Genomic DNA, 13,431 nt, shown 5'->3' with positions numbered 1-13,431 from the left:
GAAATTGGGGGCGGTATAGAGGGCCTGACGGACGAGAAGAGAAGGAAGGGAAGCAATGATCACGCAGGAGCAGATACCACTGGTGATCAACCATCCGCTCTACGCGACCGACGGCGACAAGATAGGGGACGTCAAGCACGTCTTCCTCGACGATGCCACCGGACAGCCCGAGTGGCTGTGCGTGAAGACGGGCCTGTTCGGTCTCAACGAAACCTTCGTCCCGATCCGGGATGCCAGTCTGGTCCAGGACCACGTGGAGGTCCCCTACGACAAGGCGACCATCAAGGACGCACCCAACGTCGACGTGGACTCCCGCGGCCACCTGTCGGCGGAGGAGGAGAGGGAACTCTACCGCTACTACAACATCGACTGGGAGTCGTCCTGGCAGCAGGCCAACCAGCCGGGCGAGACCGGCTGGGCACACGCCGGAGGACTACAGGAACGTGAGCGGCTGGGCCGTTCCACCGACGACGCGATGACCCGCTCGGAGGAGCAGCTGCACGTCGGCAGCGAGTCCCACCCCACCGGCAAGGCCCGGCTCCGCAAGTACATCGTCACCGAGGAGCAGCAGATCACCGTCCCCACAAGCCACGAGCGGGCGCGCATCGAGCGCGAGCCCGTCACCGCCGCCAACGTGGACGAGGCGCTGAGCGGGCCGGAACTCAGCGAAGACGAGCACGAGATCACCCTGTACGAGGAGCGGCCCGTCGTCGCCAAGGAGACCGTCCCGGTCGAGCGCGTCCGGCTGACCAAGGAGCAGATCGCCGACGAGGAGGCGATTTCGGAGCAGGTCCGCAAGGAGCGGATCGAGGCCGAGGGCGATATCGACGAGACCGATCGCGGCCGTGGTTCCGGCCGCGGCAGCCTCTGACCGCCCCTTCCGCCGGAACCCGCCCCCGCCGGTTCGCCGCCCCGGCCCCTCCCGGTGCCGGGGCGGTGCGCCGTACCGCCCCGCTCAGGTCCCCACCCAGGTCCCGGTCGAGGAGCACCTGGAGGGCGACCGCGCCCACGAGCCTCCCGTCGTCGACCATCGCGACCGCCGTACCCGGCGCAGAAGAGCCCGGCGCGGGAGGAGCTCAGTCCTTTCCGCGCCCGGTGATCGCGTCCCTCATCCGGTCGACCAGGCCGGCGAGCGGGCCCATCACCATGTTGCCCGGAGGGGTGTCGGGGGCCATCGGGTGCGGCCGGGTGGGTGCGATCTTCTTGATCGCCTGGATCTTGTGGCCCAGTTCGGCCAGCTTGCTCTCGTCGGCGTGCTCACGCAGCGTGGGGAAGAGTACGTTCTCCTCCTCCTGCACGTGGGCCCGGACCTCGGTCATCAGCCGGTTCAGCAGGATCCCGTGGCGGGCCTCGGACACGTCGGTCCGCTCCAGCTCCTTCATCGTCTCCTCGGCCTCGGCGTGCTCGGCCAGCTCCCGGTCGGCCAGCGCGTCACCGCCCGGGATGAGGTCGCGGACGGCCGGGTACAGGTAGGCCTCCTCGGCGACCGCGTGGCGCACCAGCTCCGTGATGACCTTCTCGGTCAGCTCCCGGCGCCGCTCGGTGTCCCCCGCGCCCAACGCCTCCAGCTCGGTGAACATCTCCTCGACCTCACGGTGGTCGTGCATCAGCACGCCGACGACATCGGTCTCCCGAGTCATGCTCATCAGCGGTTTTCCTCTCTCCATGAGCGGGCCGGCCCCGCGGACCGGCCCGGCGGCCCGGTGGTGACGGCCCGCGCCGTCCACGACGAGCGCCAGGAACGGGGCCATCACCTCCGACAACATCGCAAATCCGCTGATGCCGACAGCACGGACACGACTCCGCGCAGCAAGCCTTTTCCCCCCGATTCCCATCGGGTGACCTTCGGCCGCTCCCCCGCCGGGCTCACACCCCGGTCGGTTCCTCGTAACCCTCGTCCTGCCCGTACACCCGCTCGTCCGGGTCGTCCTCCGGCTGGCCGGCCGGGTCCGTCGCGGAGGGGGTGAACTCCCCGGCGAAATCCGGCTCGCCGTACTCCTCCGGCCCGTCCCTGCGGTCCGCGAGCGGCCTGTCCTCCTCGGGCTGTGACATGCGTCCTTCCTCCTTCTGCCTCGTACCGATGCGGCAAGGTGTGCCCACGGAGAGGACCTGTATGTCGGGCGGCGGCGTCCTCCCGCCGATCAGAACCGGCTAAGAACCGGTTCCCCCGAACATCCAGCCGCTGACCGCCATCGCCTACTACGGCGGGCGGAAGCTGCTCCGCCCCCGCCCCGGCGAGCGTCCGGGGAGCGTTCCGGGTCGTCCGACGGCGATCTCCACCAATCCATCCGGCCGACATATTGAAACAAGTTCTAGATAGGTTCTAGGCTGCGGTACGGGAGGCCTGAAATGATCCTGGACCGTTTCCGCATCCCCGGCCGCGCGGCCGTGGTCACCGGCGCGGGCCGCGGCATCGGAGCCGCGACCGCGGTGGCCCTGGCGCAGGCGGGGGCGGACGTGGCGATCTGCGCCCGGACCGAAGACCAGCTGCATGCGGTGGCCGAGCAGGTGGAAGCCGCGGGCCGGCGGGCCCTGGTGGTCCCCGCCGACCTGAGCGGGCCCGGCGCCGCCGAGGACCTCGCACGGCGGGCCGCCGAGGCGTTCGGCCGGCTGGACGTGGTCGTCAACAACGTCGGCGGCGCGCTCCCCCGGGCCTTCCTGGACACCGGGCGCAAACATTTAGAGAACGCGTTCCAGTTCAATGTCGGGATAGCGCACGACCTGACGCGGGCGGCGGTGCCGTACCTGATCGGGACCGGCGGCGGGACCGTGGTGAACATCTCGTCGGTGATGGGGCGCGTGGCCGGGCGGGGTTACCTGGCCTATGGCACGGCCAAGGCGGCGCTGGCGCACTACACGCGGCTGGCGGCGCTCGACCTGGCGCCGCGGATCCGCGTCAACGCGCTCGCCGTCGGGTCGGTCGCCACCTCCGCGCTGGACATCGTCATGACCGACGACGACCTGCGCACCCGGATGGAGCAGGCCACCCCGCTGAAGCGGATCGGGGACCCGGAGGAGGTCGCCGCGGCCGTGCTGTTCCTGGCCTCCCCCGCCGGGGGGTACGTGACCGGCACGGTGCTCGACGTGGACGGCGGCCTCGACCGGCCCAACCTCGACCTCGGCCTGCCCGACCTGTAGCGCAGGCACCGCCCGACCGTAGGAGAGACGATGGTGTACAGAGTGGTGCAGTGGAGCACCGGGAACGTCGGGCGCAACACGCTGGCGGGCATCCACGCCCGGCCCGACCTAGAGCTCGCCGGAGTCTACGTGTCGAACCCGGCCAAGGTCGGCCGCGACGCCGGCGAGCTGGCCGGGCTGGGCCCGATCGGGGTGGCCGCCACCGGCGACGCCGAGGCGCTGCTGGCCCTGCGGCCCGACTGCGTCGTCTACACCGCGATGGCCGACGACCGCGTCTTCGAGGCCCTGGACGACCTGGCCCGGATCCTGCGCTCGGGCGCGAACGTCGTGGCCAGCGGCCCGGTCTTCCTGCAGTTCCCCGACGGCTCGATGGACGGCCCGATCCGAGAGGCGGCGCGGGAGGGCTCGGCCTCGATCTGGGTGAACGGCATCGACCCCGGTTACGCCAACGACTGGCTGCCGCTCTCACTGACTTCGATCAGCGAGCGCATCGACGAGGTGCGCTGCATGGAGGTGCTCAACTACGCGACCTACGACCAGCCCATGGTGCTGTTCGACATCATGGGCTTCGGCCGGCCCCTGGAGGAGGTGCCGTTCCTGCTCCGGCCGGGTGTACTCACCCTGGCCTGGGGCAGCGTGGTCCGTCAGCTGGCGGCCGGGCTGGACGTCGAGCTCGACAGCGTCGAGGAGTGGCACACCCGCCTGCCCGCACCGGAGACGTTCGAGGTGGCGTCCGGGACGATCGAGAAGGGCACGGCCGCCGCGCTGCGCTTCGAGGTCCGGGGGGTACGGCACGGCAGGCCGGTGATCGTATTGGAGCACGTGACCCGGCTCCGCGACGACCTGGGCCCGGACTGGCCGCAGCCCGCGGGCAGGGGCTGCTACCGCGTCGTGGTGTCCGGAGAGCCGGACTACACGCTGGACCTGCAGCTGCTGGGCAGCGACGGCGACCACAACACGGCGGGGCTGAAGGCGACCGCGATGCGACTGGTCAACGCCGTCCCCGCGGTGGTCGAGGCGCCGCCGGGCCTGCTCACCGCCCTGGACCTGCCCCTGGTCACCGGCCGCGGCCTGCTCCGCTGAGGCGCGTCCGGTCCGGAGGGGCCGGGCACGGCCGACAGGACTTTCTCCGATCAGCGGGACTTTCTCCGGCGATCCACAGATCTCCCCAGAGAACCATACGGATCTCCACGGGATCTGCACGAGGGCCCGTTACGCTCCCCTCCCGTGATGAAGTCTCGATGGGTGGGCGCGCTGGTCTGGCTCGTGCTGTCGCCGTTCGCCGTGTGGGCGGTGCTGCGGGTCGGCGGCTGGACCCCCGTGTGGCAGTGGATCGCGCTGGTGGCGTTCACGCCCTACGCCGCGGCGGCCTCGCCGATCCCCCTTCTGCTCTCGCTCGGGCTGCGCCGGTGGACCGCGGCGGCCGTCGCCTTGGTCACGAGCGTGTCGCTGGTGGCGGTCGTACTCCCCCGGCACTTCGAGGACGGCCGCACGCTCCCCTCCGCCGACCAGCGGCTGCGGGTGCTGGCCACGAACCTGGCGGTGGGCGCGGCCGATACCGCATCCGTGATGGACCTGGTGCGCGACCTCGACCCCGACGTGCTCGCCGTCCAGGAGCTCACGCCGGAGGCGCGCGACCGCCTGGACGACGCGGGGCTGCGCGAGCTGATGCCGCACGTGGTGGACCGCGCCAAGACCGGGGTGGGCGGCTCGGGACTGTACTCGCGGCACCCCGTCAGCGAGCGGCCGTTGATCGAACTGGGAGCTTTCCGGCAGGCCAGGGGCGTGGTCAGTCACCCGTCCGGGCACGAGATCGAGGTCGTCTCCGTGCATCCGTGCGCGCCGAGCCACGAGCACAAGAGCCCGTGCTGGGCCACGGGCCTCGACGCGCTGCCGGAGGCGGGCGGGCAGCTGCGGGTGCTGGCCGGCGACTTCAACGCCACTCTCGACCACCTCCCGGTCCGTGAGCTGCTGGACAGCGGCTATCGGGACGCCGCGGACGCGACCGGGCAGGGGCTGGTCCCGACCTGGCCGCAACAGGGCTGGGAACCCATCCTCGGGGTGACGATCGACCACGTGCTCGCCGACAGGCGGATGGCGGTGCACGCCTTCAGCGTGCACCCGCTCCCCGGCACCGACCACCGCCCGGTCTTCGCCGAGCTGGGCCTGCCCACGACGGCGACCTGACGGTGGACCCCCGCCCTCAGGGCAGGGCTCCGTTCCCGGGAACGGCGGGACGCTCGAAGGTGGCGGGATCCTCAAGGGCGGCGATGTGCACGACCTTGGTATGGGTCATCTCGTCGAGCAGCTCGGGACCGTAGCCGAACCCCTCCCCGCTCGCGCCGAGGGGCTGCGCCGCGCCGCCCGGGGCGCCGCCGAAGACGGCGTTGACCTTCACCGTCCCGGCCCGCAGCTCGCGCCAGGCCCGCTGGACGTGGGCGAGGGAGGGGGTGAGCACGGTGGCGGCCAGGCCGTACTCCCCGGTGTTGGCCAGCGCGAGCGCCTCGTCGAAGCTCCCGACGACGCGGACCGCCGCCACCGGGCCGAACGTCTCCTCCCGCATCACGGGCATGTCGTCGGTGCAGTCGGCCAGCACCGTCGCCGGGTAGAACGCCCCGGGCCCGTCGGGGATCTCCCCGCCGGTCAGCAGGCGCGCGCCCGCCTCGACCGCCGAGCGGACGTGCTCGTGGACGATGTCGCGCTGGCGGCGGTCGACGAGGGGGCCGAGCGTGGTCGCCTCGTCGAGTCCGGATCCCGTGCGCAGCGCCTGCGCCGCGATCACCAGGGCGGCGGTGAACGGCTCGGCCACCGACCGGTGCACGTAGATCCGCTCGACCGAGACGCAGATCTGCCCGGCGTTGGCGAAGGCCCCGAGCGCGGCCTGCGCGGCCGCCCACTTCGGATCGACGCCCTCGTCCACGATCATCGGGTCCTTGCCGCCGTTCTCGCGCAGCACCCGGCAGCGGGCGGTCGCGGCGATCTCCCGCCCGGCCCGGGTGGAGCCCACGTGGGCCAGCAGGTCGAGGTCCGGGTGGGCGGCGAGCGGCGCGCCCGCGCTCCGGTCTCCGGCGACCATGGTGAGCACGCCGGGCGGCAGGTCCTCGGCGAGCAGCTCGACCAGGCGGGCCCCGGCGTGCGGGGTGCGCTCCGACGGCTTGTGCACCACCGTGTTCCCGGTGACCAGCGCGGCGCCGATCAGCCCGCACGCGATCGCCACCGGGTCGTTCCACGGGGTGATGACGCCGACGACCCCGCGCGGCTCGCGGATCATCAGGTCGGTCGCGTCCCAGCCGCCCTGGAGGGTGCGGCCGCCGTGCAGGGGGCCCAGCTCGGCGTACTGCTCCAGGGTCCCGGCCCCGGCCTCGACGCCGCCCCGCGCGTCCGCCAGCGGCTTGCCCATCTCCCGCGTGACCAGCTGGGCCAGCTCGTCGGCGTGCTCCCTGAGCCGGGCCGCGGCGCGGCGTACCAGTGCCGCGCGCTCGGCCGGGGCCACCCGCGCCCAGCCCGCGGCGGCACCGCGCGCCGACCGCACGGCCGCCTCGACGTCCTCCGCGCAGCCGCGCGGGCACTCGCCCACCCGCTCCCCGGTCGCGGGGTCGTCCACGACGATCGTGTCCGTGCTCGCGCTCGCCCGCCACTCGCCGTCCGCGAAGAGCCAGAGTGTCCTCATCCGCGCCCACGCCTCCCCTACCCGTGCGGACCGCTCCCGGCGGCCGTCTCGTACGCCTGGGCCCCGGCCCGTTCCCGCCGCCGGACAGCCGCTCAGCCAGTGCCCATGATCGAGGAGGGGGAAACGTCACATCAGGGCATCCGTCATCTACCTCTCATTCCAGTCATTCCGGCCGGGCGCTCCGGAGGCAGGTCTGTCACCCCGGCCGGGCGGATCCCTACTCCGCGGGGGCGGACTCGGCGAGGGTGCGCTGGGCCACGGCGAAGGCGGCGTTGGCGGCGGGCACCCCGCAGTAGATCGCGGTCTGCAGCAGGACCTCCTTGATCTCGTCGGGGGTCAGGCCGTTGCGCAGTGCCGCGCGGACGTGCATGGCCAGCTCCTCCAGGCGCCCCCCGGCGACCAGCGCGGTCAGCGTGACGCAGCTGCGGGTGCGCCGGTCCAGGCCGGGGCGGTTCCAGATCTCGTCCCAGGCGTAGCGGGTGATGAGGTCCTGGAAGTCCGCGGTGAAGGCGGTGGTGTTCGCCACGGCGCGGTCGACGTGGGCGTCGCCGAGCACCTCGCGGCGGGTCCGCATGCCCGCCGCCCGGCGCGCGTCCTCCCGGCCACCCCCATCCTCCCGGTCGTCCCCATCCTCCCGGTCGTCCCCGTCACCGCCGTTCGCGTCTTTCCCGCCCAGGTGCCGGACCATCGCGGAGGTGACCGCCTCGACCCGCTCGACGTTGGCCAGGTGCGCCGCCCCGGGCACCACGGCCAGCAGGGCGCCGGGGATGCCGCGCGCCAGCGCGAGGGAGTGCTCGACGGGCGTGGCCGGGTCCTCGGCCCCGGCGACGATCAGGGTGGGCGCGCTGATCTCCGCCAGCCGGGCGGTGAGGTCGTACCCCGCGACGGCCTCGCAGCAGGCCGCGTAGGACTCCGGGTCCACGCCGTGCACCATGCTCAGGACCCAGTGCAGCAGAACGGGGTCGCTCTCCGAGATGCGGGCGACGAACCAGCGGCCGAGCAGGGACTCCATGAGGGGCCGCAGGCCGTCGCGCCGTACGGCCGCCGCCCGCTCCAGCCACGGGCCGGGCTCGCCGAAGCGGGCGGAGCTGCAGCACATCACCAGGTGCGTCACCCGGTCGGGGACGTTCGCGGCGACGGTGGCCGCGAGCGCGCCGCCGAGGGAGATCCCGCCGATCGCGAACCTCTCCCCGCCCGCCAGATCCAGCACGGCCTCCGCCAGCGCGTCGAAGGTGAAGCCCGTGGCGGGCGCCGAGCCGCCGTGGCCGGGCAGGTCGTAGCGGAGCACCCGCCAGGCGGCGGTCAGTGCCTCCAGCTGCGGCTCCCAGACCGCCATGCCGGTGCCCAGCGAGGGGCCGAGCATCAGCAGCGGGGCGTCCGCGGGCCCGTCGATCCGGTGGTGCAGTCTCATGCCCGGGGCTCCCGCAGGTTCACGATCATCCTCTTCTCTTCCGATCACTCACGATTTCCCGCGTCCGCTCGCGGTCCCCGTGCCCCCGCCGTTCCCCGCGTCCGCTCACGGCGCTTTCCCGTCCGCCCCGCCGCCGACCGACCGGTAGCCGGTCAGGACGCGGTCGATGAGGGCTCCGCAGGCTCCCAGATAGCCCTGCGGGTCGAACAGCTCCTCCGGGACCCGGCCCGCCAGCGTCTCCGGCAGCGGCTCCGGCCGTCCGGACGCCCGGTCCAGAACGTCCCGGCCCAGGTGGGCGGCGAGGCGCTCGGAGACCAGCCGCCCGCCGGTCAGATCCGCGTTGGCGCGCATCCGCTCGGGGAAGACCTGGAGCCCGGCGACCAGCTCCGCGGCGGTCTCGGCGGCCCCGCCGGTCAGCCGGAGGCATTCGCGCAGCGGCTGCCACTCCGCCTGCCAGGCGCCCACGGCCCGCTCGTGCTCGGCGAGCGGCGCGCAAGCCAGCACCTGGGCGTAGGCGGGGACCTGGAGGGCGGCCGAGCGGACGAGCACCGACAGCGCCGGATTGCGCTTGTGCGGCATCGCCGAGGACCGGCCTCCGGAGGACTCGGCGACCTCGCCGACCTCCGTCTGCGCGAGCAGGATCACATCGGTGGCGATCTTCCCGAGTGCGCCCGCCGCCCCCGCCAGGGCCGTGCCCAGCTCGGCGATCACCGACCGCTCCGCGTGCCAGGGCACCCCCGGAGCGTCCAGCCCCAGTTCCTCGGCGAACAGGCCGGCGAGCCCCAGCACCCTGGCCGGGTCCCCGAGCTCCCCGAGCTCCCCGAGATCTGAGAGCTCGGCGGAGCTCTCAGGACCGGGCGGGACGCCGGGAGTCGGGAGGCCGAACGCCGCCAGGGTGCCCGCCGCCCCGCCGAGCTGGGCGGGCAGGCGGAGGCTCCGCAGCCGGTCGCGGGCCTGGAGCAGGCCCGCCAGCCAGGTCGCGGCCTTCAGCCCGAAGGTGGTGGGCACGGCGTGCTGCCCGAGCGTGCGGGCGGCCATCAGGGTGTCGCGGTGGGTCTCGGCCAGCCCGGCGAGCCCGGCCGCCGTCCGGTCGAGGCCGTCCAGGACGGTCCCGACGGCCCGGCGCGCGACGAGCATGGCCGCGGTGTCGAGGATGTCCTGGCTGGTGGCCCCCTGGTGGACGTGGCGCGCCGCCCGGGGGTCGACGGCGCGTACCGCCCGCCTCAGCTCGGCCACCAGCGGCACGACCGGGTTGGCCGCCTGACGGGCGACCCTGGCCAGGTGGGCCGGGTCGACGGTCGTGGTGGCCGCCACCTGGCCGATCACCCGGGCGGCCCGGGCGGGAACCGTACCGGCCCGGGCCTGCGCGCGGGCCAGGGCGGCCTCGGCCTCCAGCATCGCGCGCAGCCAGGCCCGGTCCGAGGTGGCCGCCTCCGCCGCGGTGCCCGCCCGCACGGGCGAGAGCAGCCCGCTGTCGGCCTCCACCGCTCCACCTCCATCCGCGCCGCTCCGCCCGTCCCGCCGGACAGGGCCGTCCGGGCCGTCTCCGCCGCCCGGGCCGTACGGGCCGCCCGGGCCGTACGGGCTGTCAGTAGTCAAGGAAGACCGTCTCCCCCTCCCCCTGGAGGCGGACGTCGAACCGGTAGACGTCGCCGTCCCGCCGGGCCAGCAGCGTCGCCCGGCGCTCGGGCTCCAGGCCGTCCAGCAGCGGGTCGGGCACGTCCTCCAGGTAGACCCGGGTCAGCACCGCGCGCAGCACGCCGCGCGCGAAGACCAGCAGCGAGCCGTACGGCCCGGCCGGCCGTGCCGTACGGAACCGGTAGGTCCCGTCCGGCGCGGTGGCGCAGCGCCCGAACCCGCAGGCGCCCTCCCCCTCGCGGGTGAGGACGCCGCGTGTCCCGGTCTCGCCCAGCCAGAGCTCCAGCAGCGCGTCCGGCACCGGCTCTCCCGCCCCGTCGAGCACCCGGCCGGTGATCGTGATCGCCCCCGGGTGGCCCTCGGGGGCCATCTCCCAGTCCCCGGCGTACGGCAGGCCGTGGGCGAAGAACGGTCCCACGGTCTGCGAGGGGGTGATCATTCGTCCTCCATGGGAGTGCGGCCGAGAACGACGTCGAACCGGTATCCCAGTGCCCACTCCGGCTCGGTGGTGTCCATGTCGAAGGCGGCGACCAGCCGCTCGCGGGCAGCGGGATCCCGGACGGACTGCATGATCGGGTCGAAGGGGAACAGCGGGTCGCCGGGGAAGTACATCTGGGTGACCAGGCGCTGGGTGAACGCGGTGCCGAAGACGGAGAAGTGGATGTGCGCCGGGCGCCAGGCGTTGTGGTGGTTGCGCCAGGGGTAGGCGCCGGGCTTGATCGTGACGAACCGGTAGCGGCCCTCGTCGTCGGTCAGGCACCGCCCCGCGCCGGTGAAGTTGGGGTCCAGCGGCGCCGGGTGCCGGTCGAGCTCGTGGGCGTAACGGCCGGCCGCGTTGGCCTGCCAGACCTCCACCAGCGTGTTCCTGATCGGGCGTCCCGCCTCGTCCAGGACCCGCCCGGTGACGACGATGCGCTCGCCGATCGGCTCGCCGGCGTGCTGCCGGGTCAGGTCGGCGTCCGGCGCGCCGACCTCCTCGTGCCCGAAGACCGGGCCGGTCAGCTCGATCGTGTCCGGGTCGGCCTTGAAGGGGACCGGCGGCCGGGACGGCGCCCGCAGGATCGTGCTCCGGTAGCCGGAGCTCAGGTTCGGGGGGTGGATCATGAGACTCCTTCCAGGACGAGGGCGAGTCCCTGGCCGACGCCGACGCACAGGGTGGTCACGCCGAGGCCGCCGCCGCGGCGGGCGAGCTGGTGGGCGAGGGTCCCGGCCAGACGGGCCCCGGAGCAGCCGAGCGGGTGGCCGATCGCGATCGCCCCGCCCTGCGGGTTGACGGTCTCGGGGTCGAGGCCGGGCCACTTCGCCAGGCAGGACAGGACCTGCGCGGCGAACGCCTCGTTCAACTCGACGACGTCCAGGTCGCCGAGGGCGAGCCCGGCCCGGTCCAGGGCCTTGGCGACCGCGGGCACGGGGCCGATGCCGAAGGAGGCCGGGTCCACGCCCGCCACTCCGGTGGAGACCACCCTGGCCAGCGGGCGCAGGCCGTGCTCGGCCAGGCCCCGGGCGTCGGTGATCAGCAGGGCGGCGGCGCCGTCGTTGAGCGGGGAGGAGTTGCCCGCGGTGATCGTTCCCTCAGCCGGGGCGCCCCCTGTCACGGCGCCCTCGGCCCCGGTGATCGCGTCCCCGAGCCGGGCGAGCGCGCCGGGGAAGGCGGGCTTCAGCGTGGCCAGGGCCTCGGGGGAGGTGTCCGGGCGGATCGTCTCGTCGCGCTCCAGCCCTCCGGAGGGGATCACCTCGGCGTCGAACAGGCCCTCGTCCCACGCCCGCGCCGCCCGCCGGTGGCTCCGTACGGCCCACTCGTCCTGGGCCTCGCGGCCGACGCCGTACCGGGCGGCCAGCAGCTCGGTCGCCTCGCCCAGCGAGATCGTCCACTCCCCCGGCATGCGCGGGTTGACCATGCGCCAGCCGAGCGTGGTCGAGTAGAGCTGCTCGTGGCCGCGCGGGTAGCCGCGTTCGGGCTTGGGCAGCACCCAGGGGGCGCGGCTCATGGACTCCACGCCGCCCGCGACCACGACGGAGGCGTCCCCGGCCGCGACCGCGCGGGCGGCCTGGACCACCGCCTCCAGGCCCGAGGCGCACAGCCGGTTGACGGTCGCGCCGGGTACCGAGACCGGGAGCCCGGCCAGCAGCGCCGCCATCCGGCCGACGTTGCGGTTGTCCTCGCCCGCGCCGTTGGCCGCGCCGAAGACCACGTCGCCGATCCGCGCGGGGTCCAGGCCGGGGGCCCGCTTCAGCAGCGCGCCGATCACCTCGGCGGCCAGGTCGTCGGGGCGGGTGCCGGCCAGCGCCCCGCCGTACCGGCCGATCGGGGTGCGGACCGCGTCGGCGATGTAGACGTCTGTCGTGGGAGCACCTGTCATGGCGACACCTCGTACGGCATGCCGACGTAGTTCTCCGCCAGCGTGGTGGCGGCTGCGTCGGAGGAGGTCACGTAGTCCAGGTAGGAGGTCTGCAGGCGGCGCCCGTAGGCGTCGTCGGAGTCGAAGGTGTGCAGCAGCGTGGTCATCCACCAGGAGAAGTGCTGCGCCCGCCAGACCCGCTTCAGGCAGATGTCCGAGTAGTCGTCGAGCAGCGCGGCGGAGCCGTCGGCGTAGAAGCGGGTCAGCGCCTCGGTCAGCACCCGGACGTCGGCGACCGCCAGGTTGAGCCCCTTGGCCCCGGTCGGCGGAACGATGTGCGCGGCGTCTCCGGCGAGGAAGAGCCGCCCGTGGCGCATGGGCTCGGCGACGAAGCTGCGCAGGGGCGTGATCCCCTTCTCGATGATCTCCCCGGTGGCCAGGGTGAAGCCGGGCACGGTCTCCAGGCGGGCCTTCAGCTCCGCCCAGATCCGCTCGTCCGGCCACTCGTCCAGGTCCTGCCCGGCGGGCACCTGCAGGTAGAAGCGGCTGATCTCCGGCGAGCGCATGCTGTGCAGGGCGAAGCCACGCCCGGTCCGGGCGTAGATCAGCTCCTCTGCGGACGGCGCCACCCGGGCCAGGATGCCCAGCCAGGCGAAGGGATACTCCCGCTCGTAGACGGTGATCACGCCTTCGGGCACCGACGGCCGGGACACGCCGTGGAAGCCGTCGCACCCGGCGATGAAGTCGCAGTCGAGGCGCTCCCCGCCGAAGGTGACGTACGGTGCGTCCTCCAGCGAGTGCACGGCCACGTCGTCCACCTCGAAGCGGATGTCGCCGCCCGCGGCGAGCCGGGCCGCGATCAGGTCCCTGACCACCTCCTGCTGGCCGTAGACCGTGATGGCCCGCCCGGGGACCAGCTTCTCGAAGGCGACGCGGTGACCCGCCCCGCCGTAGCGCAGCTCGATGCCGTCGTGCACCAGCCCCTCGCGGAGCAGCCGCTCGCCCACGCCCGACTCGACGAGGGTGTCCACCGTGCCCTGCTCCAGCACCCCGGCCCGCACCCGCCGCTCCACGTAGTCGCGGCTGCGGCGCTCCAGGACCACCGAGGAGATGCCGCGCAGGTGGAGGAGATGGGAGAGCAGAAGCCCGGCGGGGCCGGCTCCGATAATCCCGACCTGTGTTCGCATGGAGGAGAGCATCCAGCGCCACGCCGGGAAAACCGAGACTAAACTTCC

The 13,431-nt window shown here is 73.7% G+C and carries 13 protein-coding genes; 4 read left to right on the top strand and 9 right to left on the bottom strand.

Annotated features, from left to right (window positions below; translation table 11 throughout):
* Positions 1-55 precede the first annotated feature (55 nt).
* Positions 56-871, top strand: coding sequence for a DUF2382 domain-containing protein (locus IEZ08_RS11365; RefSeq protein ID WP_068922401.1), 816 nt, complete (start codon positions 56-58; stop codon positions 869-871).
* A 205-nt stretch (positions 872-1,076) separates the two neighbouring features.
* Here IEZ08_RS11365 and IEZ08_RS11360 read toward each other — a convergent pair whose 3' ends face one another.
* A complete protein-coding gene (locus IEZ08_RS11360) occupies positions 1,077-1,766 on the bottom strand; it encodes a hemerythrin domain-containing protein (RefSeq protein ID WP_229803048.1) in 690 nt (229 codons plus the stop codon).
* A gap of 100 nt (positions 1,767-1,866) precedes the next feature.
* A complete protein-coding gene (locus tag IEZ08_RS11355; protein ID WP_068922400.1) occupies positions 1,867-2,052 on the bottom strand; it encodes a hypothetical protein in 186 nt (61 codons plus the stop codon).
* A gap of 297 nt (positions 2,053-2,349) precedes the next feature.
* On the opposite strand from IEZ08_RS11355, the gene IEZ08_RS11350 reads away from it, so the two are divergent.
* From IEZ08_RS11350 to IEZ08_RS11340, 3 genes are all read left to right on the top strand, one after another.
* Complete coding sequence (locus IEZ08_RS11350) at positions 2,350-3,138, top strand: SDR family oxidoreductase (RefSeq protein WP_189242110.1); 789 nt, start codon at positions 2,350-2,352, stop codon at positions 3,136-3,138.
* A gap of 30 nt (positions 3,139-3,168) precedes the next feature.
* Entirely contained in the window at positions 3,169-4,221 is a 1,053-nt protein-coding gene (locus IEZ08_RS11345; RefSeq protein WP_189242109.1) for an NAD(P)H-dependent amine dehydrogenase family protein, read from the top strand.
* 147 nt (positions 4,222-4,368) lie between these two features.
* Positions 4,369-5,325: an endonuclease/exonuclease/phosphatase family protein gene (locus tag IEZ08_RS11340; RefSeq protein ID WP_189242108.1), complete on the top strand. Its 957-nt coding sequence runs from the start codon at positions 4,369-4,371 to the stop codon at positions 5,323-5,325.
* 16 nt (positions 5,326-5,341) lie between these two features.
* Here IEZ08_RS11340 and IEZ08_RS11335 read toward each other — a convergent pair whose 3' ends face one another.
* The 7 genes from IEZ08_RS11335 to pobA all read right to left on the bottom strand — a co-directional run bounded on the left by IEZ08_RS11335 (position 5,342) and on the right by pobA (position 13,383).
* Positions 5,342-6,808, bottom strand: a complete 1,467-nt coding sequence (locus IEZ08_RS11335; protein WP_189242107.1) for an aldehyde dehydrogenase family protein — start codon at positions 6,806-6,808, stop codon at positions 5,342-5,344.
* A gap of 217 nt (positions 6,809-7,025) precedes the next feature.
* Positions 7,026-8,219 (bottom strand): bifunctional 3-oxoadipate enol-lactonase/4-carboxymuconolactone decarboxylase PcaDC, encoded by a 1,194-nt coding sequence (pcaDC, locus tag IEZ08_RS11330; protein WP_189242106.1) that lies wholly within the window; start codon positions 8,217-8,219, stop codon positions 7,026-7,028.
* 105 nt (positions 8,220-8,324) lie between these two features.
* Entirely contained in the window at positions 8,325-9,704 is a 1,380-nt protein-coding gene (locus tag IEZ08_RS11325; RefSeq protein WP_229803047.1) for a lyase family protein, read from the bottom strand.
* Between the two features lie 103 nt (positions 9,705-9,807).
* Positions 9,808-10,296: a dioxygenase family protein gene (locus tag IEZ08_RS11320; protein ID WP_068922393.1), complete on the bottom strand. Its 489-nt coding sequence runs from the start codon at positions 10,294-10,296 to the stop codon at positions 9,808-9,810.
* Positions 10,293-10,961, bottom strand: coding sequence for a protocatechuate 3,4-dioxygenase subunit beta (gene pcaH, locus IEZ08_RS11315; RefSeq protein WP_084779831.1), 669 nt, complete (start codon positions 10,959-10,961; stop codon positions 10,293-10,295). The genes IEZ08_RS11320 and pcaH overlap by 4 nt, the downstream gene beginning before the upstream one ends.
* Complete coding sequence (locus IEZ08_RS11310) at positions 10,958-12,217, bottom strand: thiolase family protein (RefSeq protein WP_068922391.1); 1,260 nt, start codon at positions 12,215-12,217, stop codon at positions 10,958-10,960. The genes pcaH and IEZ08_RS11310 overlap by 4 nt, the downstream gene beginning before the upstream one ends.
* The gene (gene pobA, locus IEZ08_RS11305; protein WP_068928568.1) at positions 12,214-13,383 is read right to left on the bottom strand and encodes a 4-hydroxybenzoate 3-monooxygenase; all 1,170 of its coding nucleotides are present in this window, start codon (positions 13,381-13,383) and stop codon (positions 12,214-12,216) included. Before pobA ends, IEZ08_RS11310 begins: the two co-directional genes overlap by 4 nt.
* Positions 13,384-13,431 lie beyond the last annotated feature (48 nt).

Source organism: Planobispora rosea (assembly GCF_014648175.1).
In the GTDB taxonomy this organism is placed as follows: Bacteria; Actinomycetota; Actinomycetes; order Streptosporangiales; family Streptosporangiaceae; genus Planobispora; species Planobispora rosea.
This window is presented reverse-complemented; position numbering and strand designations above follow the sequence as displayed.

Coding starts and splice junctions, on each gene's coding strand:
- IEZ08_RS11365 (WP_068922401.1), top strand. CDS start 56: ATGATCACGCAGGAGCAGATACCACTGGTGATCAACCATCCGCTCTAC.
- IEZ08_RS11360 (WP_229803048.1), bottom strand. CDS start 1,766: ATGTTGTCGGAGGTGATGGCCCCGTTCCTGGCGCTCGTCGTGGACGGC.
- IEZ08_RS11355 (WP_068922400.1), bottom strand. CDS start 2,052: ATGTCACAGCCCGAGGAGGACAGGCCGCTCGCGGACCGCAGGGACGGG.
- IEZ08_RS11350 (WP_189242110.1), top strand. CDS start 2,350: ATGATCCTGGACCGTTTCCGCATCCCCGGCCGCGCGGCCGTGGTCACC.
- IEZ08_RS11345 (WP_189242109.1), top strand. CDS start 3,169: ATGGTGTACAGAGTGGTGCAGTGGAGCACCGGGAACGTCGGGCGCAAC.
- IEZ08_RS11340 (WP_189242108.1), top strand. CDS start 4,369: ATGAAGTCTCGATGGGTGGGCGCGCTGGTCTGGCTCGTGCTGTCGCCG.
- IEZ08_RS11335 (WP_189242107.1), bottom strand. CDS start 6,808: ATGAGGACACTCTGGCTCTTCGCGGACGGCGAGTGGCGGGCGAGCGCG.
- pcaDC (WP_189242106.1), bottom strand. CDS start 8,219: ATGAGACTGCACCACCGGATCGACGGGCCCGCGGACGCCCCGCTGCTG.
- IEZ08_RS11320 (WP_068922393.1), bottom strand. CDS start 10,296: ATGATCACCCCCTCGCAGACCGTGGGACCGTTCTTCGCCCACGGCCTG.
- pcaH (WP_084779831.1), bottom strand. CDS start 10,961: ATGATCCACCCCCCGAACCTGAGCTCCGGCTACCGGAGCACGATCCTG.
- IEZ08_RS11310 (WP_068922391.1), bottom strand. CDS start 12,217: ATGACAGGTGCTCCCACGACAGACGTCTACATCGCCGACGCGGTCCGC.
- pobA (WP_068928568.1), bottom strand. CDS start 13,383: ATGCGAACACAGGTCGGGATTATCGGAGCCGGCCCCGCCGGGCTTCTG.